Below are 26,192 nucleotides of genomic sequence, written 5' to 3' on the forward strand. Positions count from 1 at the left end.
AACATACATGCCCATTGTAAATACTAAGTCGATAGAGGACAAGCGAAAAACCGGAATCCGTTTCATCGACTGTGATATTCATAATGAAGTTCCGTCAAACGAGGTGCTTAAACAATATCTTCCGACACGTTGGAAGAATTATATGGATATGGTCGGCCTGCGCGGCTACCATGGCTTTGTTCAAAATATTCCATATCCAAAAGGGAATCCGGGTGGGACACGGGCAGACGCCTGGCTGCCGAACGGTCAAATCCCCGGCTCCGACCTAAAGTTCATGCAAGAACAGCTATTGGATCCTTTGAATATGGAGATCGGTATCTTAAACTGCCTGTATCGTGTCGGGGAACAGCTGAACGATGAATACGGAGCAGCACTGGCCCGCGCGGTCAACGATTGGCAGATGGCCGAATGGCTGGACAAAGAACCGAGGTTGCGCGCATCCATTGTCATCCCGTACGAGAACGCCGATCTGGCGGTAGAAGAAATTAATCGGCGCGCTAGCCATCCTGGTTTTGTGCAAGTGTTATTCATGCCCCGTACCCGGGAACCGATGGGTCGTCGCAAATATTGGAAAATCTTTGAGGCGGCGGAAAACCACGGACTACCAATCGCGATTCATTTTGGAGGTTTGGGTGGAAACGCAATCACCTCTTCTGGATTTCCTTCATTTTATATCGAGGATCACACCGACATGGCTCAGGCGTTCCAATGCCAGGTCATTAGTATGGTTTGTGAAGGGGTGTTTGAACGGTTTTCCAACCTGCAAACTGTGATGCTCGAAGGCGGGTTTGCTTGGGTGCCTTCCTTGATGTGGCGGCTCGACAAGCACTGGAAGCGACTGCGTGAAGAAGTCCCTTTCTTGAAGCGAAAGCCATCCGAATACATTCGAGGGCATATGCGATTTACCACCCAGCCGATAGAGGAGCCGCCGGTTCAGGACTATCTCCTTCAGGTAATCGATCACCTGGGATCCGATGACATGCTCATGTTTGCTACTGATTATCCGCACTGGGATTATGATGCACCCGATCATACCTTTCGAGGGAAGTTTCCAGAAACCCTAAAACAGAAAATCTTTTATGAAAACGCTCGTTCTTTATACCGATTTCCGGAGAAGGAGTGATGAATCTATGAAAAAATACTTTGTGGCAACTGTCGATGAGATCCCACCCGGTCACCGAAAGATCATTTCTATTGCCGGGAGGTCTATCGGTATTTTTAACATAAACGGTGAATTTTTTGCCATTCGAAACCGGTGCCCACATGGAGGGGCCCCGCTTTGTGAAGGAGAATTGTCCGGTTTTGTTCATTCCCCAGTCCCGGGGGAATACACCTACACTCGAAAAGGAGAGATTATCCGCTGTCCATGGCATCAATGGGAATTCGACGTCAAGACCGGACAATCATGGTTCGATCCAGTCAAAACCCGTGTTCGTTCTTACGACGCGAAGGTCGAACAAGGATGCGCTATCGCTGAATCTACCGGGACCAAATTGGAAGAAGGGCCCCACGTGGCGGAAACCTTCCATGTTTCCCTGGACAAAGATTATGTAGTGCTTGAGATGTGACCTTAAACGTTAAAGGTGAAATTTAATGAAGGTTCCATCGCGTAAACCGTGGGGTTTGGAGAGATTTTAGTAAGGAAGGTTATAACGGCTTACTAGCATACTGTTTTGAAAATAAAAAAGGAGGTCACAAATTATGTTGGACATGGATTGTGATGTATTAGTTATTGGAGGTGGCGTAACAGGCGTAGCCGCGGCGACCGCTGCCGCACGCAATGGTGCCAATACGATTCTGCTTGAATCCAAACCGTTTCTGGGTGGTAATGCGACAACAGGACTTTGCTTACATAATTTTATTACACGATACGGTCGTCAAGTTGTGTTCGGAATCGCCCAGGAAATTGTGGATCGATTGATTAAAATGGGAGGCGCTGTCGGACATATTCCATATGGGGGATTTGTTCATTCTGTCACTCCAGTGGATGGAGAACTATTCCGAATCCTATCCACTGAGTTATTAGATGAAGCAGGGGTTACTGTATTTTTAGGGGTAAATGTAGTTGGAACTGTGCGTGACCGAGGAAATGTCACGGGCGTTCAAGTTGCGGTAAAGGGTGGGATACGAACCATTAGAGCCAAAACGTACATTGACGCAAGTGGAGATGCTGATGTTGTAGCAGCTGCCGGCGCAAACTATACGAAGGGCGATCGAAAAACTGGAAAAATGCAGCCTGTTTCGATGGTCCTTCGCTGTTATGGAACCAACAATAAGGAGATCGCTCAAGCCATCGCCGTCTCTACACCTGCAATGGCCACACGAGCTGACCATCCCGAACCGATTCCTGTTTACTTTAATGGGGCATTCAGTCAATGGAATGATATCATTCGTGAGAATCAGATCTTCCCGAATGAAGATCACAAAGTGTTTTTTAATACGGTTTGGCCGAATCACATTAATGTTAACACTTCTGCGGTGGTGGGTATTGATGGTACGGATCCCCTTTCGTTATCCCGCGCTACCGTTGAATTAACAAAACAAGTATATCGAATTAGTCAATTTCTAAAAGAAAATGTTCCCGGGTTCCAAAATGCCTACTTTGTTCCTTCGGCATTTGCAGGTGTAAGGGAAACACGAAGAATTGAAGGACTCTATGAGATTACGGACGAGGATGTTACCATAGGACGAAAATTCGAAGATACCATCGGACAAATTTGCTTCCCTGTTGATATTCACGATCCCGATACGGGTCAGGCTTCTTTTTACCAAATCGGAGACGATGGAGCATTTGATATTCCGTTCCGGGCATTAATTCCAAAAGGCCTGCAAAATATCCTGGTGGCAGGGAGATGCGTTTCAGCTACATCTTTTGCCAACGGAGCCACTCGAAATATGGCGCCGTGTTTAGTAATGGGGCAGAGTGCCGGCGTCGCAGCCGCTATGGCATCTCAGCAAAACCTGACTTTTACACAATTGAACATTCATAAACTTCAGGAAAACCTTGAGGAACAAGGTGTCTATTTAGGAGAACGAAGCAACAAAAGAGTCACACATCCCACCATCTGACTTAAAAAGTAAAAAAGGAAGATAGGTAGTCTGTAAAAGACAAAAAGGATAGAATTGAGGATGAATCACACCATCTTTTGTACTCTTTTTTTGCAAGTGGTAGATGATTACAGTGGGAGGCCACCAAAGCCGTTTATACAGTATAGGGAGGACAAGCTGATTGGAAGGGGAAAAGGTCCTCCATTTTTCCAGCTCAGCAAATCCGAACGAATAATAGATACTGGCAAAACAACAATCGAGGAACCATTATTGGTTCCTCGATTGTTGTTTTGATTCAAGCACCTAATTGTTGGGCTAAATCGATGAAATCTCTTGCTACCACATCATAGTTTTCTTCAGGCATTAGATTAGGGATTGCCTCACATCCATACTCCAATGGTCGAAAAACATAAGCTGTTTTCATCCCTAGCTTTTTGGCTGCCTGTAAGTCATGTTGATGCGCCGCAACCATCATGACTTCATTGGGTTGAAGATCAAGAAAGTCGATAGCCATGTGGTAAACGTTTGGATCGGGTTTGTAACTTTTGATCATTTCAGGGGACAAGATCAAATCCCAAGGTAGTCCACTATGTTTTGCCATATTGGTGAGTAAAGATACATTCCCGTTTGATAGTGGACTGATTATGAATTTTTGTTTCAAGCGTTGAAGACCTGGAACCGCATCACCCCATGGCTCCAAACGATGCCAGACTCGATTGAGGTGAATGATTTCTTCCTCTGTTAGATGGTTGATCTCAAATTCATCAAGAAGCTTTCGTAATACCATCAAATGCAATGAATCCAAATTCATCCACGAAAGCTCGCCGCTTAGAATACGATCCAAGTTGGGACGATAAGCCCCTCGCCAGGCATCAGCAAACTTCGGCGAATTCAGCTCAAGGTCTTTCATCTCATTCAATTTTTCGCATTCTTTAATGATCGATGATCGATAATCTACAACCGTTCCAAACACGTCGAAGATAAGTGCTTTAAGCCCGTTAGTTTTCATGTCATCATCACCATCCTTTTATATGAATAGATCCATACATTAACAATAAGTATAGAGATGTTTCACTCTATTACTACGCTTTTAATAACTGCACCTTTGCTTTTCGTAAATCCTCTATTGTAGCGGAAACTGAAATTTGTTCAGGGCTTATCGCCACTTCAATAATGGAAGGTTTACCTGACTGGAGTGCTCGAGTAAACGCTGCCTCAAATTCTTCGTTAGAATCGATGTACTCACCATGGCCACCAAACAATTTAGCCAATTGGGCGTAGTCAGGATTTGTGAGCAACGTCCCGGAAATTCGCTCAGGATACTCGCGTTCTTGGTGCATCCGAATGGTGCCGTACATATTGTTATTAAAGACTAACGCGATAACAGGAACCTTATAACGAACGGCTGTTTCAAATTCTTGCATGGTCATCATAAAACCGCCATCACCGGATAAGGAAACCACAACACGATCGGGATGTGCTAATTTAGCTCCAACTGCAGCGGGAAAACCATAACCCATGGCACCATTTGTCGGGCCAATATAGGTTCCAGGTTGTTCAAACTGGTAAAATTGGTGTAGCCAGCCACAAAAGTTTCCTGCATCGTTTGTTATAATGGCATCTGCAGGCGTTAGACGCTGAAGATCGGCTAAGAGTTTCTTCATATTTAATTTGCCACTTTGATCTAATTCGTCATGAATCCATTGACCGTACAAACGGCGACGCTCGGAAATCCAATCCAGACGTTCTTTTTTAGTTTCTGGTTGATATTGGTTAGAAGCTTCAACTAACGCATTTAGTGCTTCTCCTGCATCTGCTACAATACCAAGAGCTGGATTATATACTTTACCGATACTATTTGGGTCAATATCAATATGAATAATCGTTTGCTCCTTTGAAAATAACGAGTACCCTTGTGTGACAATTTCTGAAAAACGCATCCCCACTGCCACAATCAGATCAGCAGTTTTCACTGTTTCTAATATATTCTTAGGCGTACCCAGTCCAATATGGCCTAAATACTGCGAATGGTGGTTTGGAAATACATCATGGCGGCGGAAAGACGATAAAACAGGTAAAGCCATGGATTCCGCAAATTGAATCAATGGTTCGTGTGCGCCGCTACGAACTACACCGCCACCAGCAATCATAATAGGATGCTTGGCCTGAGAAATGAGAGAAAGTGCCCGAGCCACTTCATCTTTGCCTGGAGCTGGCTTTGGAATAGTGATGACTTGGCCTATTTCCATTTCCACTTCTGCATCGATGACATCCACTGGCAATCCGACCACAACCGGACCCGGTCTACCGCTTTTAGCAATCCGAAAAGCCCGTTGAACCAGCTCCGGAATTCGATGGGTGTCCGTAATTTCAATGGTCCACTTTGAAATCGGTGCAAAAAAGTTTTCTTGATTGACCTCCTGGAACCCTTCCCGTGTCCGAAAATGACTATGTACTTGTCCTAAAAACACCACCATAGGGGTTGAATCTTGCATAGCGGTATGGACACCGATAGAGAGGTTCGCTCCGCCTACACCTCTTGTAGCCATACAAACGCCGGGCTTATTGGTTGCCTTCGCATATCCTTCTGCCATAAAACTGGCTCCGCCTTCGTGGCGAGCGGAAATCAGGTTTATTTCCTCCGTTTCATAGATTGCATCTAATACACTTAGATAGCTTTCACCTGGCACACAAAAAACTTGATCCACGCCTTCTCTTCGAATACATTCAACCACCGCTTGAGCACCAGTCATTTTCTTTTTCATGTTTCGTTCACTCCTTGTTTGTTCTCTTTGCAAAACGAGAGGGTACGTCGTATATGGTCACGCATCGCTTCTTCAGCACCATCCGGATCGTTTGAACCAACTTTGGTAAATATTAAATGATGCTCTTCATAGGCACGGTCAAGTTCATTGACATTAGCTAATGCGTGCTTTCTAACGACATTAGCAAAGGCCTTTAGGGAAGTTATCTGTTTTTCGATATAATCATTTTTCGCTGCCTTGATAATGAAGTGATGGAATGCTTCATTACTTTTCCTTAATCCATCGCTGTTTTTAGCCACCGTATAAACTTCCATTTGTTCTATGATGGTACCCAGCTGTTTTTTTTGCTCCTCTGTAATCTTGGACGCGGCCAAGCGGGCAGCTACTCCCTCAAGCGAGGATCTCGCTAACGTGATCTCTTCCACCGACTTCATAATTTGGGTGGAAACAAAGGTACCCCTTCTTGGACGAGTATAGACCAACCCTTCCAATTCCAGCCTGCGAAGCGCTTCTTTTATAGGAGTTGTACTAACGCCCAATTGTTCCGATAACGCTCGTTCTTTTAAATGCATTTCTGGTGAAAGTTGTTCAGACAAAATGCCGTTTTTAAGCGTTTCATAAACAACGTCTCTCACTGAACGCGTTTGTTTATGTATGGTTTCATTCATCTTGAAATTGTGAGCATTCATGTTTATCGGTCTCCTTTTTAAAGTCATTCAACAACCAAAAACCTTATCTTCATTGCGTAATCCATGAAAAACTGACTGGATCTAAGATGCGAGTATACATATCTTATTTAAATGGCTGAAAACGGTGTGACTTATATTTTGTTTACTTGTTTTCAACTTTTTAAGAAACTTGAGGTCTGATATATCAGTCTTTTTATTGTAATGGTAAGCTCAGTAAAGTTAAGGTGTCAACTGAATATTTTTTATTTCTTAAATCTTTAAATAAATTAATGCTTAATCAAACAATAAGGAGTTTTAGAATGAAATTCAAATCAAAAACGGGATTACCGACGATTTAAAATAAATACCCGCCGAATCACAGCACATACATATTGGCTTTTTCCACTTTCATTGCACTTTAAAATAAGAGTGGGCCAGGAGCGGAACAGGGCTAAACCCTTTGAAGATATTGTTTAGGACATGTTTACTAGATACAAACCTTCACGAAATAAAGTAATTAATGATCGTTAGGAAGGTGGTACTAAACAGCATGAATCCAAACGCATAGCCGGCGTTCATCAATAAACCGATTTGTACAGGTTTCACATTCGCCAAACGGCTTATGATCATATTTGCAGCAGAAAAGGGAGAAATCATGGATGCGAGGGACCATGAAATTAATATCACCATCGCATAAATGACCGGTTGAATTCCGAGCTGTTGCCAGTGAACAGAAGCAGTAAATAGCGTAATGGTCACTAAATGATGAATGCCAAAAAAGGCTATAAACACGACAAAAAAAATAAAGAGAAAAATGAACAGCCAAATATAACCGAGGGATACACTCGACCAGGCGGGCAGTTGTACCTTCCAATCGAGCCATATAAGGGTATGTGAGAAGAAACCAACCGAAATAAATAATAAAGCTTCAAATCGTATATTGGGTAAATCCCGCTTAGCAAAATGACGGAGTCCATGTAAAAACTCTTTCACCGTTCCCTGTAACAATGTCCAAGAAGCGGAATAGAAGATACTAAGGAGACAGATGATGGCAATGGTGTTTATCGGCGTTATATACTCTATGAGCAACAAACTGCCGATTAATAAACCGTAAAAGGATAATAAATGTACTATTTTAGAATTAAATCGGATTCTGTTACCTGGAGGAATATCTTGTTGCTGTTTTAGTTTCATTAGCCCGGGCATGACGGTAGCAAGCAAAATAATACAACATAGCGTTAAGCCAAGCAAAATGAGGGATCCCGGATTTCCCTTGCTATAGGAAATGGCTACTGAAAAAGCAGCAAAGTAAGGGGTCCAACAAACTGCCAAGTTAAATGAGCGGTTCAGATAAGCGCCATATTTGTTTGGGTTCTCATTCATTCGGCTATCTTTAAACTGGTCAACCAGCCGTATAGAGGCTAAATTTAAAAAAGAACTCAGAAAAAAATTAACCGCAGAAATGGCATAAATAAAGAATCCCTTGTTTTTTACTGTTAATAGATTCCTGATTTCCTCTAAGTAATTTCCTTGATCAATAGGTATTTTAAGAAGCGGTATACAAACAAACAATGAAATAAATATGGTATTCGAGTTTAAATGATCAACAGCAACGGAATAAGGAATATGATAGTGCCAGGTTAAAAAAATACTCATGATAAAAAACAAACTATAAACAATCCTAGGTATTCCATTGGTACAAAACAGAAGAATGACAAACATAAAAAGGACGCTAATCCCCAACATGATTTTAATCAAAGAAAAATCAAATAGGGATAATACAATGCTTAACGCAGCGATTACCAGAAGGAAGCAAGTATGTAGTTTATTTATCATCATTCCATCTCCCTCAATTTAAACAAACTCTTGAAGAAAAAAGCAAAGAATGCCATATTTGAATCCAAACATGGCTTCCCTGACTCCAGGGCTGTTCTAAAAACAGCCTGGATAAACATTTTTTAGCTGTTCCAAAAGAGGACCGGCTTCCCCTGGAAGACTGATGTTAACCGAAATTTTTTCATTCCATTCCGAGATAGCGCTTAAGATAAGGTTTTAGTTCCATCTTAAGAAATGAATCATAGGGACACCGCAAACTTGATTATTTATGTATGAACAATGATAGAATTGAAGTTGACCGTAACAGGATACGTTTCTACCTGAGCAAGTGCCTTTTCTGATTCCATTATCCCTACAGTTACCTTATAGGTTTTTACCAAACAGCCATCTGGATCAAATATGGATTTCCCCGTTTTAATATCAAATTCCCAACCATGCCATGGACAACGAAGAATTTCACCCTTTTTTATAAATTCAACCTCACCCAATTTCCCTGTGTTTTTTTCCCTACAAACCGTCATGCCACCAACACTCCCTGAACACACCGGTGCTCCTTGATGTGGGCATACGTTCCGCAATGCGTAAAACTCCCCGTTCACATTGAACACAGAAATTGAACGTCCTTCTATTTCTACCGTTTTACTCTGGCCAACGCCGACTTCGTCAATGGATGCCACAACATGCGCACTCATGTATCATCACACCCTTCACCAAATCTATTTTATTTTTTAATCCAGGTTATACAATGCCCGTGCATTCTCGAAAAAAATACGTTTTTTTAACTCCTCCGGTAATTTAGGAAACGACCTGGTCGGAGAATCGAAATCCCAATGCGGATAGTCTGAAGAAAACATAAGAATATTTTTGGCGTCCATCATTTCAAACATCTGCAAGAGATGCTCCCTATTATCCGGATTTTCTAGTGGTTGAGATGTAATTCGGACGTGCTCAAGAATATATTCACTCGGTCGTTTTTTAACCCATGGAACTTCTTCCCTCAACGGTTTCCATTCGGCATCTAAACGCCAGAGAAGGGGAGGCAACCAAGCGGATCCGCCTTCCACGAGAACGAGTTTTAAACCTGGAAAACGTTCAAATACCCCTTCAGTAATAAAGCTGATGAGATGGGCTTGAAATGAGAGCATTAAGCCGGTGTGCCATTCTATGTAAGTAGTAGGGTATCCAGGTGTCATTATTTCATTAGGACCGACACCTTCGGTTCCGGGGTGAAGGGCGATGGGAAATCCATTGCGTTCACATGCCTCGTATATCGGGTAATATTGTCTTTGTCCAAAAGGAGCGCGTGCTCCGGAATCCATCATCACTTGTACCATGTGGGGGTGTCCTGCCCAACGATCAATCTCTTTAGCCGCAGCTTGGGGATCTTGGTGTGCAACTGTGATCGACCCTTTGCAACGGCCATCTTCGTTGTTGTTATCCAACCAGACATCTGCCAGCCAATCATTAAAAGCGGATGCCACCACCGTAGCAAAATCCGGACTCGGGTATTTTGTCGCAAACGCGCGAGGTAATAATATGGCATAATTTATCCCATATTCATCCAGTAACTGTTCACGCATATATGATGGATCAGAACATGGATATCCACCGTGGGGTGTTACTGAATCTAATCGGTTTACATGTATGGGATTATCATATATGCCCCTTTTCCCATTCCCATTAAATCGGCTACGCCAAGGTTCTGACATATACGACTTTATGACATTATAATCGCTTGGATGTGGATGTACATCACAGTCAATAATATCGTTTAATTTTTTCACGTTCGACTTTTTCATACAGCATACCTCCTGAATTTCCCAAAATAAATGACGTATCTTATTCCATTTTTGCTGATGGCCGTACAACATATTTTGATAATATTGAAATTTGAGGTCTGATATTTCACACTTTATGTTTTTATCATAAATTTGGAAATAAGGTAATGTCAACATTAAATTCAGTATTTTTAGAATTGTTTTTATTTTGCGTCAATTTTGATTTAAAATCAGGGGAGGTAAAAAATCCTATAGTCAACTTTCAATCGAAGAATTAACCATTGACAGAAAACGGAAAGGGAAGATATTAACTTAAGTATTTACCGTTTTACGCGTGTTATTTTGATAAGACATTGGCATTTACTAGATTTTTTGGGATGTCTCCTAATAAAGCTGTCAGTAAATTCTCGGCGGCCAAACGGGCCATCTGCATGCGGGTGTGAAAACTGGCACTTCCAATATGCGGGAGTGTTACGACATTGGACAAGGTAAATAACGGATGATCCATGGAAACTGGTTCTTGTTCGAAGACATCGAGTCCGGCTGCCCAAATTTCCTTTTCTTTCAAAGCGTCATACAATGCTTCCTCATCGACTATACCTCCGCGAGCTGTATTAATCAGCACAGATGTATTTTTCATAAGAGACAGTTCCTTACGTCCGATAAGGTGACGTGTTTCTGGAGTGAGGGGTGTCAAGATACAGATAAAGTCAGATTCCTTTAAAAGCGTTTCCATGTCAGTATATTGGATACCTAATTGTTTTTCTGCTTCTAGCTTTCGACTGCGATTGTAATAAAGAACACGCATATCAAATCCTTTGGCGCGTTGAGCCACTGATTCTCCAATCTGACCTAATCCGATAATACCAAGTGTTGAGCCATATACGTCCTGTCCCGTAAGCAACATAGGAGACCACGTTTTCCATTCACCCCTGCGAAGAAAATCAGATGATTCCACTATTCGGCGAGATGTGGCCATTAATAACGCAAACGTTAAGTCAGCCGTTGTTTGGGTTAATACACTAGGTGTATTGGTGACCATGATTCCCCGTTCGGAAGCCGTCTCGATGTCAATGTTGTTATAGCCCACTGCCATGTTGCTTATCACTCTGAGTCTAGGGGCATTATCAAGCAAGTCACTGTCGATGTTTTCTGTTAAAAGGCAGTATAATCCATCGGAATCAGCCAACTCCTTTTGGAGAACAGGCCTTGGGACAGGAATGTCTTCTTCTTCCCACATTCTCACATAACAGACTTCAGCTATCTGTTCTGCCACTTCTTTCGGAATTTTTCTCGTTATATATACCTTAGGTTTCACTTTTTTGAGCTCCTTTCATCCATTATGAAGATAGATTTATAGCCAGCATGTTCAATCTGTTAACGCTAATTTTGTTAACTAGTTGGATGAACAGTCATTAGTGATCATTTTGAACTCGTACCGGTTCGACAATAATCTTCTATGCAAGTTCCAGATCTCCTTCAGATAAAAAAATTTAACATCATGACATAACTGCTCCTTTCTACCCTTTATAAGGTTGAGAAAAGATGATATGAAATATGATAAGAATTTTCCAAAGTTACAAATATAATGGAGATGCCAGTATGATTAACACTGAAACCGAACGACTGATAACAGAAGAGCCATCTTCGCTTACGGATGCCGCCCGGGATTGATTGGTAAAGAGAATATGCTGATCGATGCCAATGGCGAATTGTTCATTAGGATGTGGAAGATGACGTAAAGAGACATCAAGACAGGCGGCATAAACGGGTTTGACGCGTTTCTTCCATGTATCTAAGGATGTTTCTTCCGCTCCTCCCACTAAGGAGGACGTTTGTTCAGGACCAACGGTTGAAATCACGTAGGAAGCATCAAGTTTCTCCCCGTTATTTAGGGAAAGGATAAACTCGTTTTTTTTTACAGAATCTACGGATTGATGATTCATAACAATTACACCAGCGTCGATGGCCAATGTTTTTAACGCATCAGCCATGGTTTGCCATCCACCTTCAATGTACAGCACTCCTTTTAATCCTTTTTGCACCCGGGCAAGCACATTTTTGGCTCTCAGTCTTTCCGGTTCAATGCAATAGGTGGATGTTCTGCATAAAGCGTAAAATGTATGTCTGACCATGGGATCGGTTATTTCAGTCTCTGCCCATTCACGCAGGCTTATTGTGCCGACCGCTTCCCGTATTAATTTGGTAAGTTTCATCATCACTTTGCCAAATTCCATTATGCCGATCCAGGAAAAGAGCTTTGTGAAAAAAAAGGGAAGAAAGGTGATGGGGCAGTGGAAGGATGGACTGTTTCCAAATGCCGCTTTCCTTCGTTCCTGGCATTCCTCCGTAAGGTTTAATTCTAAGTTCATGCAATATCGCTTCCGCTTCGCCTCCTTTATAAAGAGCATGTGCCCCGAGATTTAGATAAGCCCCTTTTTTCTTCACGGTTTGTGCCCGGCCTCCCACGTCTTTTCCTTTTTCAATAATAACAGTGTGAATACCGGCTTTTGCCAAGTTAAACGGCTGCCGTCAGCCCGGAAAGCCCTCCGCCAATGATGCTATTTTTTCAATATAAAATACCTTCTTTCTGTTTTATAAATAAGACGAGAAAGAAGGGATCGTTGTGACACAAGAAGGAAACTTTTTTCGAGGTACGGGTAAACTATACCCATCAATCATATTGAACGGAGTGTGGATTATGGAGATACACGGAAACATTCTTTTGGGAGATCTGGATCAGGGGACAAACGAGTTTTCACTGCAGCAGGTAAAACACTTTATGACGCAATCGATACTATCTTCTTCTCAGCTCGAGAAACTTTACAACTATTTGCAAAAACACCAGAATGATGCAGGGGGCCAGGTGATCTCGCTGTATGATTCTATGCTGGTGAGACTAAGCCAGCAGGAAATCAGTATGCTGTTGAAGGATTTGGAGAACATTCAGTCGCATTATCATTGATAAGCACTTCTGTTGGAGGAATGCTTCGTTTATTGTATAGTAATCCTATGATTTAACTATGAATAGTGGAGGGAATAGAACTGAAATTATCAACAAAGATCCTAGCGGGGCTCGTACTGGGTATTATTGCAGGTGCTCTGTTAAATGCCTTTTTACCTGGACAAGTGAAAGCAATCGATCATTATGTCCTGTCACCGGTAGGACAAGCATTCATTCGTATCATTCAATTTATTGTTGTGCCCGTCGTTTTTACATCCTTGATCATCGGATTAACCAGTCTGCAGGGCACAGGAAAAATCGGCTCATATACTCTTAAGCTGCTGCCCTTATATATCATTACAAGTGCTGTTGCCTTGGCGATCGGCATGGTTACTGCGTATCTGTTAAAACCGGGTACTGGAGTTTCCATCACCGATGTTGGTCAGGGACCTGGCAAAGCACAAAAAAGCCAGTCATTAGTGGATTGGCTCGTCAGCATCGTACCGACCAATCCGTTTGAAGCATTGAGCACGGCCAACCTGCTGCAGGTGATCATTTCAGCGATACTCATCGGGGTGGCCATGAATCTTGTAAAAGAGAAAGCCAAGCCCTTTTTGGCTCTCGTTGAAAGTGTTTATTCGATTGTCGAGAAAATCCTGCAAATCATTCTAAAGGTGGCACCACTCGGAGTGTTTGCGCTCATGGCTTCAGTAATCGCTACTCAGGGCTTTGGAGTAGTAAATAAGCTTTTAATGTATATTCTGGGGCTTATTCTTGCTTTAGCCATCATGGGAGTGGTCTATTATCTAATCCTTCTCATGGTTGGAGCACGGCCAAACAACTTCTTTAAAAGCTTCTTTCCGTCGTTTTCCTTGGCGTTTGGAACAGCGAGCTCGAATGCCGCTCTTCCTGTAGCGATGGATAATGCGGGTAACCGTTACGGGATGAAACGGGAGATTGCCAGCTTTGCTCTGCCGTTTGGAACCGCCTTAAAACGGGATGGAGCAGCCATCTTGCAGGGCTTCAATGCCTTGTTTGTTGCTCAATTTTTTGATGTGCACATCACTGCTTCACTTATTATTGCTGTATTTGTCAGTGCACTTTTGGTTTCCTTTAGCACAGCAGGTGTACCGGGAGCAGGGATTATCATGATGACAACCGTTTTAACCGCAGCCGGACTCCCGCTCGAAGGCATTGCGATCGTAGCCGGTGTTGACCGGTTAACCGACGGGTTCAGAACCGCGTTAAATGTAATCGGAAATGTGGCCAATGCCGCAGTCATTGACCGCTGGAATAAATGAAGTCATTAAAAAAAGGCCTTTTCGGGCCTTTTTTTGTGTGCTGCGGCAGAATCTCGACCTTTACCCCCGATACAGTCTTTGAGCACGCGGCATAAAAAGAGAAAGAATCCAGCCGTTGAATAGAGCGGTCATTAGGGTGCCGACTCCAATCGGCCCATGGAGGAAATAAGCGAAAGAAAGCACAATCATACTGATCAGGAGGCGGGAGGTGCTAAGGGTGAGGCCGAGTTTTTCCTGAAGAATTAGCATGAGCCGGTCCAAAGGGATGGGAGCGATATTTCCCTGTAAATAAAGGGCCGTGCCTATGCCGATCAAAAGCATGCCCAATACGAGCAAAAGAAGCTTGATAAGAACAGTGTCTGCCAACATCCACCCCCTTAGAGAGAAGTACCAGGCATCGATTCCTGCACCAGTCACAATCGCAGTTCCAAGCGCGAGGAATTCCGGTCGTTTCCGCAAAAGAACGCCGTTCATGCCCATCATCACCAAAGCGATAATAATCTCCCAGGAACCAACAGTGAGACCAATGGTTCTGAATAGACCAACCAGGAAGGCATCATAAGGGGAAGTACCGAGATTCGAAATAATGGATAAGGCAATCCCAAGCGTTAAAATTAAAATTCCGATGAAATAAAAAATGAAGCCTTTGCAGGTCATTTGTCCGCTCCTTTAATGAAAAAAGACCCTGAAAACAAATGTCCAAGGTCCTTTACCTCAATCTATGCAAATAGCTGTTAACACTCACTCATCAGATGCGGATTTATTAACCCAAAATTGTTACCGTATAAACATGAGAATTATGATTCAAAAGACTATCCTGATTCTCAGCTTCTCATGCTAAAATATGGTTGTTGTTTAAATTGAGGGTGTGGGGAAGAGGGGAAGCGAGATGTGGGGCAATAAAAACTTTTTATTATTAATGTTTGGGGTAGCGGTTTCTAGCACAGGGTTATGGGTTGGGATTATCGGTAACCTGGAATTTTTGCAAAAGAACGTAGATTCCTCGTTTTTACAGGCGCTGATCCTATTATCGGGATTTCTTGTCGGCGTGTTTCTAGCTCCGATGGCAGGAAGGATCATTGATCGGGGAGACAAAAAGAAAATCCTGATCTATTCAGGTTTTGCCAGGTGTCTGGCCATTGGTTTCATGTATTTGGCAATCGCTTACAACAATGTATGGTGGATGCTGATCTACACATTCGTGATCGGTATCTCAGGAACTTTTTCCAATCCGGCAATGCAGACCCTCATCCCGTTGATTGTGAAAAAAGAAGAGCTGCTGCAGGCGAACGGAGTATATATGAACCTGTTTACAGGGGCAAGGATTGCAGGGACGGCACTGGGAGGAGTCATGCTGGTTGGCATGTCACTATCTGCTCTATACACTGTGACACTGATTTCCTATGTTATATTGCTGATTGCCACGTTCTATATGAAAGTGGACGTAACACCGAGAGAGAAAACGGAAGGCGGCAAAAAGGAAAGTTTCTTCGGCACATTAAAGGATCTGTATCCGATCGTGAGGGACCAGCACAAAGTGGTGTATGGCATCCTTTTATTGATTCCTCCCTATCTGTTTCTTTCTGGATTCAATCTTATGGTGATCGAGATCAGCCAAATCCAGCACTATCCGGGGATCAAAGGGATTCTTTACACCACCGAGGGATTGTGCGTATTTCTGGGGACGTATCTCGCCAAGCGGTTTTTAAAAGAAGCAAAACTGCCCTATTTATTTGGCATTGTTTTTATAAGCGCTCTGGCCCATATTTCTTTGTTTATGGCCAGCCATCTGGTGATGTCGGTCATTTCATTCGGTTTCTTTGGCTTGGCAATGGGGCTGCTGTTTCCGGTCACAACCACTATTTTTCAGACCGATATTCCGGCAGAATACCACGGCCGTTTCTTCTCAATTAAAGGCATGACTGACAACATTATTTTCCAGATTTTAATGCTATTAACCGGTCTGTTTCTTGATACGATTGGATTTGAAAAGATGGTCATCACGTTTGGCGTTTGTTCGTTTATCATTGCTTCACTTATCTATTTGCAATACCGAATCCGTGAAAAGCAGAACAGCAGAAAACCGGTTGCGGCTGCAAAATAAATTTGTTTTCAAGAAGGAAGATGAACAAAAAGAGAGAAGATTAATAATGCAATAAAAAGCAATAAGGTAACAGGAAGTTGGGGCAGCATGAAATTTTTGGGGTTATTTCTTGGAATGACTTTTTTAGGTTAATTTTTAATGTTTCTTACCACCCACTCTGAGTTGGGAATCGTTCTCTTTTTTGCATTCTTTTCAGCCTTGCTCCTTCGCATCATGATCATGCTGTCGGATATTAAAAGGGAGATAGGCAGACAAAACAGTATGCTGGAAGTTGCCAACAAACGACGAGTGAAAGTGGAGAGGAAGTTGAACCAGTAGAAGTTGAACCAGTAGTTTTAAAAGGAGCAACGTTGCATCAGTTAAGAGAAACCAAGCGTTATATCGCTGCCCGGGAACTCATATGCATGTTTAGTAGGAACATTATTAATGAGGGGGTATTCTTATGCTTTGGTTATTGCTATTGTTGGTTGCCGCTGCGGTTATGGTCGGAATTTTGGTGCGTATAAGCAAAAGCCACCAAGACTCGGAACCTGAAACTCTATCCACTCCATTGCTTGAAACTGAAAAAATAGAAAGCAGCAGCACGCTGAGCGGAGGACCGATGTAAGATCGGTTCTCTTTTTAAGGTGAAAAATGAAAAAAGTGGTTGCTTACATAGTAAGTGTGTAGTAAACTGGTAAAGAACACATGTTCGTATAAAAACTTAAAATGAGGTGTCGTGATGATTAAAGGTATTTATCCTTATTTGGTGACGAATGGAAACGGTCAGGAAGCAGTAAAGTTTTATGAAAAAGCGTTAAACGCAAAGGTGCTTGGAGTCCAAACGTTTGGTGATATGCCGGATAACCCGGAACACCCAACACCGGAAGAAGCGAAAAATCGCGTAATGAATGCCCATCTTAAGGTAGGCGATACAGACTTAATGCTATCCGATACATTCCCTGGAATGCCTTATCAAACAGGAGACCAGGTAACGATTGCCTTGATCACCGACGACATCCCATCATCGAAAGAAATTTTTGAGAACCTTCGTGAAGGCGGAAACGTCATCATGGAAATGCAGGAAACCTTCTGGAGTCCTTCATACGGCCAGATCACGGATAAATATGGCGTCACCTGGCAAATTTCAGCCATGGGTTCAAATCAATAAAAGATTATGAATAAAAAAAGCTGCTTCGGCGGCTTTTTTTATTTGAGAAGAGGAAACGGGGCTTAAGCTGAAGAATGTCTCTTGGAATCAACTACTTTCGCTACTTTTCAAAAATTTGGTAAGTTGGAGAAAGAACCAAGTAACAAAGGAGTGCCTGATATGATTCATCATGTAAAGGAAAGTGCAGAAGGACTTGAAGAGTTAAGGGCTGATTGTGATCAGTGCTTTGGGCTCTGCTGTGTGGCCTTGCCCTTTGCCAAGTCTGCTGATTTTGCCCTAAACAAAGACAGTGGAACGCCATGCCCCAACCTTCAGCACGATAATAAATGCGGCATTCATCAAAATTTAAGAGAAAAAGGCTTTAAAGGCTGCACTGTCTTTGACTGTTTTGGTGCAGGACAAAAAGTCTCCCAATTGACGTATAAAGGACTGGATTGGCATAAGGACAAGGAACGTGCGCAGGAGATGTTCAACGTTTTCCCGGTTATGCAGCAGCTTCAAGAAATGCTCTATTATTTAAAGGAAGCACTGAACAGGGAAGAAACCCAATCCATAAAAACGGATTTACAAGACCGCTATGAAACGATCGAAAGTCTTACAAATATGAAGCCTGAGGCTTTGTTGCTCCTGGATGTACAGGCTCATCGATCCCAAGTGAATGATCTTTTGCTTTGTACCAGTAAACTGGTAAGGAAGGGAAAAAATGCATCAAAAAAGAAAAGCATCAGTTATTTGGGTGCAAAGCTGCGAAAAGCGGATCTTAAAGGAAGTGACTTTAGAGGTACGCTGCTAATTGCCGCTGATCTGAGGGATACGGATTTACGAAGATGTGACTGGATTGGTGCAGACCTCAGGGATACAAACTTAAGTGGGGCGGATATAAGAGGAAGTATTTTTCTTACGCAAATTCAGGTAAACGCCGCAAAAGGGAATCGTAAAACAAAGCTTCCTCCTCACTTAAAGCATCCGGAGCATTGGATGTAGTTTTAATCCGAAAATTGGAACTTATGGATCTGTCCGATCGTTATAGGATTAGAAGGAATAAAGAGAGGAGATGACAGATGGTCCCCCCATTTCTGGAACAAAAACTTCAAGCTTACCGTGATACATATGAACAGTTAAAAGTAGCGCTTAAATGGAAGGTCAGTGACCAGCGAACGCTGATGATGATCGCTTCCATGTATGTGGTCAACAACAAGCCTTTTCATTTACAACAATTTTTGAAGGTAAGTGACTATATCAAGGATAACGTCGGTGCTTTTAATACACTGAAATCAACACCCCGATTTACCATTGGAGCTATGTTGGATGTGTATTTTGACGAGCCGGAAAAAAAGTTTCACGAACTAATTGAGATTTACGAGCAAATGGTCGATGAACGGTTCAGCCGCGGAGCTTCCACCTACCTGGCAGCACAGGTGTTACTTGGTCAGAAGGAAGAAGGCAATTCCATTCCCATTGATCGTGTGATGAAGGTGTACAAAGGGATGTCGTCCCATCATTTCTTCCTTACCTCAAGTACCGATTACCCGCTTGCGGTCCTGTTGGCCGGAAGAGATGGAACCGTGGATGAAATAATGGATCATGTAGAGCATTTTTATAAGGAGCTCAGCAAGAATGGCTTTTCAAAAGGAAATGACCTGCAGTTCTTAAGCCATATTTTATCTATTGATAGTGAAACAAATCCAGACGAATTGGTCCGGCAATCCATAAAGGTATACGACACCTTTAAAACGTCATGGAAGAGGCCAAAGGGAATGCATTACCCGCTGGTCGGTCTTCTCGCTCTGCTAAAAGACGGGGAAAATGAAGTGCTGACCGTTTTAGAGGCCTCCGACCGTTTAGGCAGCGAAAAACCGTTCAGGTGGCATAAAGATATGAACCTGATCATGGCGGCCAACTTAACCATGAGTGAAAAGCTGGATAACCCTGCATTACTAGGAACGGGTATCTATGCTGCAGTGGATGCCATCATCCAGGCGCAGCAAGCGGCCATGATTGCGGCTGTTTCAGCTGCAACGGTGGTGAGTTCCTCTGGTGATGGAGGGAGTTAAGAGTGGAGGAGTGGGCGATATGGGCATTTTTAGTTTGAACTATGATTATAAACACAAGGAAAAGAAAAACGGGAACAGTTTTGTTTCTGTTAGAGATAAAGGTGAAAATGCTTTACTGGAAGTTGAGAAAAAGGGAAATCAAATTGAACTGGTCACCTACTGGCAGAATGATAAAACCACTAAGTTTAAACTCCCGCTGGAACTGTTTGAGAAAATGTACAAAGACATGATTCAAGACCATGACTAGATCACTTTTTCTCTAAAAAAATGAAAGGGAACCCGAATTGTTCCCTTTCACCATTCTCTAAACCAGTTACTTGAGTAAAATGGAGACGGGCACATTTGCGGAGGAGCTCCATGAAGGTTACTCCAAATTACTCTTCTGTAGGGTTTTCAGGACCGCTAAGTTCCAGTTGATAAAAAGCTAAATCTAGCCATCTATTGAATTTAAATCCTGCCTTTTTTATTGTACCAGCATGAACAAAGCCGATGTTCTTATGTATGGCGATGCTTTTCTCATTTGCTGCATCAATCCCGGCAATTAAGGTAATATACTCTCTTTGATTGGCAATAGCAATTAATTCTTTCAGCAGGGACGTCCCAATTCCTTTTTTTCGGTATTCCTTATCCACATACACAGAATGCTCAACTGAATATTTGTAAGCTGGCCAGGCTCTGAAAGGACCGAATGTGGCAAATCCGACCACTTTGTTATCTTGTTCGTATACAAGTATTGGGTAATTCTCATCTCTTTTTTGTTGATACCAAATTTGCCTTTTCTCGAGGGTTTGAGGTTGATAGGCGTATACTGCGGTAGTATTGAGAATGGCGTCATTATAGATAGCTAGAATATCCTTTAAATCGTTCGAAGTTGCTTCCCTGATCATTCTTTTCTTCCTTTCCTGCTAAGCGAGCGAAAATAACCATAAATGCCGGGGGCGAAGAAGTGATTATGGCTCCCATTTGTGCTGTAGAAAGCATCGTACCTGTTTCCTGAGCAACAATAGTAATGGCGTTGCCAATGATCCCGATGGCGATAATGGTGAAAAAATATTTCTTCTCGATTCGCCACTTTTGTCGTGTGATCAAACCGATAATCAGAAGGGCTAATATAACCACTACATATCGCATCCATACAAGTTCTAAAGGGGGTATGACTTCTACTACTACTTTGACAACGGCATACATCGCACCCCAAATGCTGGAAGTTAAAATTAAGTATATAGAACCTAATAAAGTGTTTTTCATTTTTATTCCCTCCGCTTTTTATTCAGGTCAGAAATGCCCCTAACGGAGAGATGCAGTCACCTTCACTCCATTATGAGCAGAAGGATGCTGCTGGTACATCATTTTCAAATAATGGGGCCAAAAACATTTTGCTTCACCTCGCGTCTATTCAAACTCTAATTGTGTTTGATTATAGCAAAGATTGTACGGCTTGACTTCAAGCTGACACAATAAACAGAGGAGTAATCCACTCAATCGCAAATTTTCAATAATGAGGGTCACTTTTAAAAAAAATTACCTTGCAACTGACATTCTCCTGACATATTCGCCCGGTAGAGTATGGTTATAAGGTTCAGACAGCAACGATCCTTATCCACATACTTAGGAGGAATAGAAATGAAAATGAATAAGTCAGTTTTAACGTTTACCCTTGCTGGATCGGTTTTGGTTGGAGGTTATGCTGCATCCACGGCATTCGCGGCGAGCAGCAATACATCAAAAACAGAGCAAAGTGCATCACCTTCACAGTCCAAGTCTGATCTGGGTGGCATGAGACATGGCCATGGAGGATTTGGGAAGTTTGGTGGCCATGGAGGCTTTTTTGGCGGAAATTCAGACGAGCTTTTGGCTAAAGCAAAATCCCTGGGGATTTCCACTTCCGGTAAAGATGCTGAAACATTAATGAAAGAAATCAGCGAGATAACCTTGAAACAGGAAGCGAAGAAGCTTGGCATTAGTACTTCCGGAAAAACAACGGATACGCTTGTTCAAGAAGTGCAGCTGAAAAAGCTTCAAAATGAAGCTAAGAAACTAGGGATTTCAACAAAAGGCAAAACAGCGGACACCCTTATGGGCGATATTCGCTTAACAGAGCTGAAGAAGGAAGCGAAGTCACTTGGAGTGGCCACATCTGGCAAGGATGAGCAAACATTGCGACAGGATGTGCAAAAAGCAGCGTTGACAAAAAAAGCAAAAGAACTTGGAGTGGCCACCTCCGGTAAAGATTTGCAGACCCTGCAGCAAGATGTGTTCACGGCACAAGTGAAGAAGGATGGTAAAACGTATAGCATTTCCGTATCGGGTAAAGATATCCGCCAGGTGGCGCAGGAAGTACAGTCAGCGAAAGCAAAAGCCGAAGCTAAGAAATTAAACATTACAATTGACGGAAAGTCCATCCGTCAAATTCAATCTGAAGTGACAGATCTGAAAGTGAAAACACTAGCAAAGGAACTGAAAATCTCAACGACAAATAAAACAACCAGAGATTTGATGGAAGAAATTAAAGATAAAAATCCGGATAAATTGAAAGACATGGTTGGTGACGATGGCTTTGGCTTGAAAGGATTTGGCTTTGGTGCTGGCGGGTTTGGCAAAGGACATGGTCATGGCGGTCCCCGCCATCGAGATGGCAGCCAGGAAGGCAGTAATACTCAAAACCAAAACGGAACCTCATCAACTGCTGCAGGCCTTTAATTCACAAGAATCCCTGGTATTTCTCACCAGGGATTTTTCTTGTATAGTGAATGTTAGAGGAGGACGCCATGAATAAAACGATATTAGTCGCTGAAGATGAAGAAACGATATCGAGAGTTTTGACTGTTTACTTGAAGCATGAGGGCTTTATTGTGCAGCATGCATTTAACGGTCTTGAAGCTGCGACCAAATTCAAAGAGCACTCGCCCGACCTTGTGCTCCTTGATGTGATGCTTCCTGAGCTTGATGGCTGGGGTGTTTTGGAGGAAATCCGGAAAAGCAGTGTCTGCCCGGTCATTATGCTGACGGCTCTCGGGGATATTGATTATAAATTAAAAGGATTGAACCAGGGAGCCGATGACTACATTTCCAAGCCTTTTGTCGGAGAAGAGGTAATTGCCAGGATCCATGCGGTATTGCGCCGTTCGTCCAAAGTACTGGAGTCAGATAACCACTGGCAATTCGGTAACTTGAGCATTCATCCCAAATCCAGCCAGGTAAAAGTTGATGGGGAATCCGCCCTGTTGACGCCAAGGGATCTGTCCCTTCTTCTTTTCCTTGCCGGGCGGCCGAACCGGACATTTACAAGAGAAGAACTCCTTGACCAGGTGTGGGGCATGGATTATGAGGGCAGTGACAGGGCCGTTGATCTTGCAGTAAAACGGATCAGGCAGGCGCTTTCCGGCTGGTCTCGGGACTGTGGTGAAATCCGGACATACAGAGGATTGGGGTATCAGTTCAGTGTCTACGAAAAATAACAAGCGGACGAGTCTATTAACCTATTGGACAACCCGTTACCTGGTCTCTCTTTGCATCGGCCTTCTTCTTCTCGGCATCGGATCTTTTTGGTGGATCCGGTATACGACGATAGAAAATCGCTTAAACCTGTTGCAATATCTGGCGGAAGAGACAGCTGACCGGATTGCCCAATCATCGGGAGGAAACCAATTTAATGCATTTGACAGACGCTTTGACAAGCGATCGGGCGTGCTTGATATGGAGCAGCAGCCCCTGCTTTTCATTACAGATGCAGAGGGGAATGATATTGGACGAAGGGGAGGCGGTGGTGGGAAAAGCCATAACCGCACAGACCCTTTTCAGCTAAAATTGCCAGCTCGAATCATATCCAATTCAAAATCTTTTCAAACTCTTGAGGCTGGTGGCGAAAAGCTCTATGCCGTGAAGGCTCCCATTAATGGAGGCAGCCAGAAAGGGTGGGTTGTCGTCATGCAGGATGAAGAGGAACTTGCAAAAGTGAATCAGGAATACCGCCTTCTGGTTATTTTGCTTGTGGGACTCGGACTTCTAGGCTGGCTGGTCATTTACTTTCTGTCCAAAAAAATTGTTAAACCGATTCAGGAGGTTGCCATTGCAGCAGGCGGCATAAAAGATGGACAGTATGATGTAAAACTGAACAAGGATGTAAGGGAACAGGAAATCTATGACTTGGTCACATCGTTTGAAGATATGACCAAGCGCCTGACACAGCTTGAGAAGCTTCGGGCAGAGCTATTGGCCGGTGTTACACATGATCTGAAAACACCTGTTACTTCAATCAGCGGCCTGGTTCAGGCAGTGAGAGACGGAGTGGTCACAGGTGAGGAACGGGAGGAATTTCTTGATATTACATTGAAAGAAATTGACCGTCTCCAGACCATGATAGCGGATTTGCTCAACTTCAATTCCATTTCCGCAGGTGCTTTTACGCTTTATCCAGAAACCTGCAATTTGAATGAACTTATTCCTGCAATCATTCGGGAGTGGAGTGTTACCCAGCAATCCAATGTAGAGTGCGCCGTCCTTGTGACGGAGGAAATCATCTATAAAGAAACAGATCCTCTCCGCTTGCGGCAGATTTTGATCAACCTGCTGAATAATGCGGCTCAGGCCATGAGCGGAAGAGGGAACATCACCGTCAATGTTTCCGATAAAAGGATTGATGTGGCGGATACCGGTTCAGGCATATCTGAAAACGAGCAGCCCTACATTTTTGAACGTTTTTTCCGAGGCGAAAAGAAAAAGCTAAAGGTACGCGGACTTGGACTAGGGCTTCCTTTCAGCCGAATGCTCGCAAAGGCGCTTGGCGCCGATCTGGTGTTAAAGGAAAGCAGCCCGAACGGAAGTACATTTTCGATGGTTTGGAATATGGATTAGCCGAATTCTTCTGTTTTTCTTACTGAAGATTTTCTACTCCCTTTTTAATGCAATAATGTACTACATGTCACGAAATTTCCAGATGTATATTTAGATGAAAACATTGAAAGGGGAGTTTTCATCATGGATATTGCATCTTTTATCATTTACTGTTTGATTGTCACTTTCACTCCTGGGCCAACAAATATCGTCATCTTATCGACAGTGAATAATTATGGATCAAAAAAAGCAATCGAATATACCTATGGAGCAACGATTGCTTTTGGTTTATTACTTGGTTTATCTGCGATGTTGAATACGATGCTGATCGCGGTCCTGCCAAAAATTTTAATAGGGATGCAGATTATCGGAACCATTTATATGTTATATCTCGCTTATCAAATATACACGATGGATACATCAAAGCCGGCCGACAACCATGCTGGTACTTTTATTTCGGGCTTCCTTATGCAGTTTTTAAATCCAAAAGTGGTACTATTTACAATGACCGTCATTCCTAGCTTTATTTTACCCTACTATACCGACATGCCAGTTGTGACAATAAGTGTTTTTGTTATAACGGTCATTGGATTCTTAGCATTTCTTGCGTGGATTCTTTTCGGTACAATCTTCAAGGAGTTTCTACAAAAGCATGATAGGGTTGTCAATGTAGTAATGGCTCTTTCTTTGGTTTATGCTACACTGATGATTTGGAAATAGGCAGTGCTTAAAGAGGTGAAATAAATGGATAAATTTATATATAAAAAGGCAGCAGGTATTACGGCATTGTCTGCGAGTATGACTGATTTTAAGTATAAAAAGCACTATCATAAAGAATATGCAATTGGTGTGACATTACGTGGTGTTCAACATTATACCTTGGATGGGAGTTTACAGCTGTCCTATCCAAATGGTGTTATGCTTTTTAATCCTGAACAAGCACATGATGGAATGGCGCATAATAGGAATGGTCTTGAGTATGTGATGGTATATATTGATCCGGAATTGCTTTTAGAGGTCGCCGAGAAAAAGGATATTGTATGCTTTTCAACCCCAATCGTATACGATTTTGAACTTGAAAAAAGAGTATTAAATCTAGCTAATGCAATCTTAGGTGAAAAAGATGAGGCTTTCTGCAGCGAACAACTCTTGGCGCTTTCTGATGGACTGATTCAAACGGATTTATCTTTAGATGGTAAAAAGGATAATGCCCTTATCAGAAAAGCAAAGGATATACTGCATGCAAACTTAAACCATGTGCTTAAACTCGAGGAGATTAGTATGGAGCTAGGTTTATCTAAATTTCAGTTTATTAGATTTTTCAAGACTCATACTGGAATTACACCATACCAATATCATCTTAACTGCAAACTTGAACGTGCCAAGCACTTAATCGATAAAAATCGAGATATTTATGCAGCAGTAGCTGAATGTGACTTTGTTGATTTAACTCACTTAAACAAACACTTTAAAAGAGTTTATGGAATAACAGCGTTTGAATACATGTCATATTTAAATTGAGAAAGGAGGTATGTCTTTTAGAACATCTATTGCTGCATCCTTTTTATGTGAAAATCAGAACGGAAAAGAAGTACTAAAAGGTGTTTTTTCAGGAGTAATCCTATAAAATTTTTAACTTAACCATGGATTGGCGCCTATCCATTACAAGATGGCGCTTTTTTGATGGATTAAATGCGTTAACAAGGATTGT

28 protein-coding genes and 1 pseudogene are annotated in these 26,192 nt (G+C 42.5%); 17 read left to right on the forward strand and 12 right to left on the reverse strand.

Translation table 11 applies throughout. The annotated features are described in order from the left end of the window. Nucleotides 1-7: 7 nt before the first annotated feature. From AS030_RS02585 to AS030_RS02595, 3 genes are all read left to right on the forward strand, one after another. Nucleotides 8-1,123: an amidohydrolase family protein gene (locus tag AS030_RS02585; RefSeq protein WP_061968055.1), complete on the forward strand. Its 1,116-nt coding sequence runs from the start codon at nucleotides 8-10 to the stop codon at nucleotides 1,121-1,123. Between the two features lie 7 nt (nucleotides 1,124-1,130). Further along, a complete protein-coding gene (locus AS030_RS02590; protein ID WP_061968057.1) occupies nucleotides 1,131-1,568 on the forward strand; it encodes a Rieske (2Fe-2S) protein in 438 nt (145 codons plus the stop codon). Between the two features lie 133 nt (nucleotides 1,569-1,701). Next, nucleotides 1,702-3,069: an FAD-dependent oxidoreductase gene (locus AS030_RS02595; protein ID WP_061968059.1), complete on the forward strand. Its 1,368-nt coding sequence runs from the start codon at nucleotides 1,702-1,704 to the stop codon at nucleotides 3,067-3,069. A 274-nt stretch (nucleotides 3,070-3,343) separates the two neighbouring features. Here AS030_RS02595 and AS030_RS02605 read toward each other — a convergent pair whose 3' ends face one another. From AS030_RS02605 to AS030_RS02645, 9 genes are all read right to left on the reverse strand, one after another. After that, nucleotides 3,344-4,057, reverse strand: coding sequence for a haloacid dehalogenase type II (locus tag AS030_RS02605; RefSeq protein WP_061968064.1), 714 nt, complete (start codon nucleotides 4,055-4,057; stop codon nucleotides 3,344-3,346). Nucleotides 4,058-4,130: 73 nt separating this feature from the next. Next, nucleotides 4,131-5,813: a thiamine pyrophosphate-dependent enzyme gene (locus tag AS030_RS02610; RefSeq protein ID WP_061968067.1), complete on the reverse strand. Its 1,683-nt coding sequence runs from the start codon at nucleotides 5,811-5,813 to the stop codon at nucleotides 4,131-4,133. Beyond that, entirely contained in the window at nucleotides 5,810-6,502 is a 693-nt protein-coding gene (locus AS030_RS02615; RefSeq protein ID WP_240482195.1) for a GntR family transcriptional regulator, read from the reverse strand. Before AS030_RS02615 ends, AS030_RS02610 begins: the two co-directional genes overlap by 4 nt. A gap of 480 nt (nucleotides 6,503-6,982) precedes the next feature. Further along, nucleotides 6,983-8,320, reverse strand: a complete 1,338-nt coding sequence (locus AS030_RS02620; RefSeq protein ID WP_141687009.1) for a hypothetical protein — start codon at nucleotides 8,318-8,320, stop codon at nucleotides 6,983-6,985. A 263-nt stretch (nucleotides 8,321-8,583) separates the two neighbouring features. Further along, on the reverse strand, nucleotides 8,584-9,009 hold the full coding sequence (locus AS030_RS02625) for a Rieske (2Fe-2S) protein (RefSeq protein ID WP_074440445.1): 426 nt from the start codon (nucleotides 9,007-9,009) through the stop codon (nucleotides 8,584-8,586). Between the two features lie 36 nt (nucleotides 9,010-9,045). Next, entirely contained in the window at nucleotides 9,046-10,116 is a 1,071-nt protein-coding gene (locus tag AS030_RS02630; protein ID WP_061968072.1) for an amidohydrolase family protein, read from the reverse strand. A 316-nt stretch (nucleotides 10,117-10,432) separates the two neighbouring features. After that, nucleotides 10,433-11,413, reverse strand: a complete 981-nt coding sequence (locus AS030_RS02635) for a 2-hydroxyacid dehydrogenase (protein ID WP_061968074.1) — start codon at nucleotides 11,411-11,413, stop codon at nucleotides 10,433-10,435. 259 nt (nucleotides 11,414-11,672) lie between these two features. Then, the gene (locus AS030_RS02640; RefSeq protein WP_162264538.1) at nucleotides 11,673-12,332 is read right to left on the reverse strand and encodes a phytoene desaturase family protein; all 660 of its coding nucleotides are present in this window, start codon (nucleotides 12,330-12,332) and stop codon (nucleotides 11,673-11,675) included. Then, nucleotides 12,259-12,612, reverse strand: coding sequence for an NAD(P)-binding protein (locus AS030_RS02645; RefSeq protein ID WP_061968078.1), 354 nt, complete (start codon nucleotides 12,610-12,612; stop codon nucleotides 12,259-12,261). The genes AS030_RS02640 and AS030_RS02645 overlap by 74 nt, the downstream gene beginning before the upstream one ends. 184 nt (nucleotides 12,613-12,796) lie before the next feature. Here AS030_RS02645 and AS030_RS02650 point away from each other — a divergent pair, with 184 nt between their 5' ends. Further along, nucleotides 12,797-13,060: a hypothetical protein gene (locus AS030_RS02650; protein ID WP_061968080.1), complete on the forward strand. Its 264-nt coding sequence runs from the start codon at nucleotides 12,797-12,799 to the stop codon at nucleotides 13,058-13,060. 65 nt (nucleotides 13,061-13,125) lie between these two features. After that, nucleotides 13,126-14,340: a dicarboxylate/amino acid:cation symporter gene (locus AS030_RS02655; RefSeq protein WP_205728266.1), complete on the forward strand. Its 1,215-nt coding sequence runs from the start codon at nucleotides 13,126-13,128 to the stop codon at nucleotides 14,338-14,340. A gap of 60 nt (nucleotides 14,341-14,400) precedes the next feature. Here AS030_RS02655 and AS030_RS02660 read toward each other — a convergent pair whose 3' ends face one another. Then, nucleotides 14,401-14,997 carry a YczE/YyaS/YitT family protein gene (locus AS030_RS02660; RefSeq protein WP_061968083.1) on the reverse strand — a complete coding sequence of 199 codons (597 nt, stop codon included), beginning with the start codon at nucleotides 14,995-14,997 and terminating at the stop codon, nucleotides 14,401-14,403. A gap of 232 nt (nucleotides 14,998-15,229) precedes the next feature. Between AS030_RS02660 and AS030_RS02665 the strand changes: the two genes are divergently transcribed. From AS030_RS02665 to AS030_RS02690, 7 genes are all read left to right on the forward strand, one after another. Beyond that, complete coding sequence (locus tag AS030_RS02665; RefSeq protein ID WP_061968085.1) at nucleotides 15,230-16,444, forward strand: MFS transporter; 1,215 nt, start codon at nucleotides 15,230-15,232, stop codon at nucleotides 16,442-16,444. A gap of 138 nt (nucleotides 16,445-16,582) precedes the next feature. Continuing rightward, nucleotides 16,583-16,762 carry a hypothetical protein gene (locus AS030_RS23910; RefSeq protein ID WP_061968087.1) on the forward strand — a complete coding sequence of 60 codons (180 nt, stop codon included), beginning with the start codon at nucleotides 16,583-16,585 and terminating at the stop codon, nucleotides 16,760-16,762. Between the two features lie 124 nt (nucleotides 16,763-16,886). Further along, complete coding sequence (locus AS030_RS23395; protein ID WP_156412550.1) at nucleotides 16,887-17,051, forward strand: hypothetical protein; 165 nt, start codon at nucleotides 16,887-16,889, stop codon at nucleotides 17,049-17,051. A gap of 114 nt (nucleotides 17,052-17,165) precedes the next feature. Further along, nucleotides 17,166-17,594 carry a VOC family protein gene (locus AS030_RS02675; protein ID WP_061968090.1) on the forward strand — a complete coding sequence of 143 codons (429 nt, stop codon included), beginning with the start codon at nucleotides 17,166-17,168 and terminating at the stop codon, nucleotides 17,592-17,594. 159 nt (nucleotides 17,595-17,753) lie between these two features. After that, the gene (locus AS030_RS02680; protein WP_061968092.1) at nucleotides 17,754-18,578 is read left to right on the forward strand and encodes a pentapeptide repeat-containing protein; all 825 of its coding nucleotides are present in this window, start codon (nucleotides 17,754-17,756) and stop codon (nucleotides 18,576-18,578) included. 77 nt (nucleotides 18,579-18,655) lie between these two features. Next, a complete protein-coding gene (locus AS030_RS02685; RefSeq protein WP_061968094.1) occupies nucleotides 18,656-19,648 on the forward strand; it encodes a DUF4003 family protein in 993 nt (330 codons plus the stop codon). 19 nt (nucleotides 19,649-19,667) lie between these two features. Further along, nucleotides 19,668-19,895, forward strand: a complete 228-nt coding sequence (locus AS030_RS02690) for a hypothetical protein (RefSeq protein WP_420889631.1) — start codon at nucleotides 19,668-19,670, stop codon at nucleotides 19,893-19,895. A 127-nt stretch (nucleotides 19,896-20,022) separates the two neighbouring features. On the opposite strand, the gene AS030_RS02695 is transcribed toward AS030_RS02690, so the two are convergent. Continuing rightward, on the reverse strand, nucleotides 20,023-20,535 hold the full coding sequence (locus AS030_RS02695; protein WP_061968096.1) for a GNAT family N-acetyltransferase: 513 nt from the start codon (nucleotides 20,533-20,535) through the stop codon (nucleotides 20,023-20,025). 7 nt (nucleotides 20,536-20,542) lie between these two features. Then, nucleotides 20,543-20,896 (reverse strand): annotated as a pseudogene (locus tag AS030_RS02700) (EamA family transporter); the annotation flags it as partial. Between the two features lie 375 nt (nucleotides 20,897-21,271). Between AS030_RS02700 and AS030_RS02705 the strand changes: the two are divergent. The 5 genes from AS030_RS02705 (at nucleotide 21,272) to AS030_RS02725 (ending at nucleotide 26,002) form a co-directional block, all read left to right on the forward strand. Continuing rightward, nucleotides 21,272-22,348 carry a hypothetical protein gene (locus tag AS030_RS02705; protein ID WP_061968098.1) on the forward strand — a complete coding sequence of 359 codons (1,077 nt, stop codon included), beginning with the start codon at nucleotides 21,272-21,274 and terminating at the stop codon, nucleotides 22,346-22,348. 68 nt (nucleotides 22,349-22,416) lie between these two features. After that, nucleotides 22,417-23,106, forward strand: coding sequence for a response regulator transcription factor (locus AS030_RS02710; RefSeq protein ID WP_061968100.1), 690 nt, complete (start codon nucleotides 22,417-22,419; stop codon nucleotides 23,104-23,106). Further along, nucleotides 23,090-24,502 carry a HAMP domain-containing sensor histidine kinase gene (locus tag AS030_RS02715; protein ID WP_061968102.1) on the forward strand — a complete coding sequence of 471 codons (1,413 nt, stop codon included), beginning with the start codon at nucleotides 23,090-23,092 and terminating at the stop codon, nucleotides 24,500-24,502. The genes AS030_RS02710 and AS030_RS02715 overlap by 17 nt, the downstream gene beginning before the upstream one ends. A gap of 123 nt (nucleotides 24,503-24,625) precedes the next feature. Beyond that, entirely contained in the window at nucleotides 24,626-25,201 is a 576-nt protein-coding gene (locus AS030_RS02720) for a LysE family translocator (RefSeq protein ID WP_061968104.1), read from the forward strand. Nucleotides 25,202-25,225: 24 nt separating this feature from the next. Next, nucleotides 25,226-26,002: an AraC family transcriptional regulator gene (locus tag AS030_RS02725; RefSeq protein WP_061968107.1), complete on the forward strand. Its 777-nt coding sequence runs from the start codon at nucleotides 25,226-25,228 to the stop codon at nucleotides 26,000-26,002. Nucleotides 26,003-26,192: the final 190 nt, after the last annotated feature.

The organism is Fictibacillus enclensis, assembly GCF_001457035.1.
GTDB lineage: Bacteria > Bacillota > Bacilli > Bacillales > Fictibacillaceae > Fictibacillus_C > Fictibacillus_C enclensis.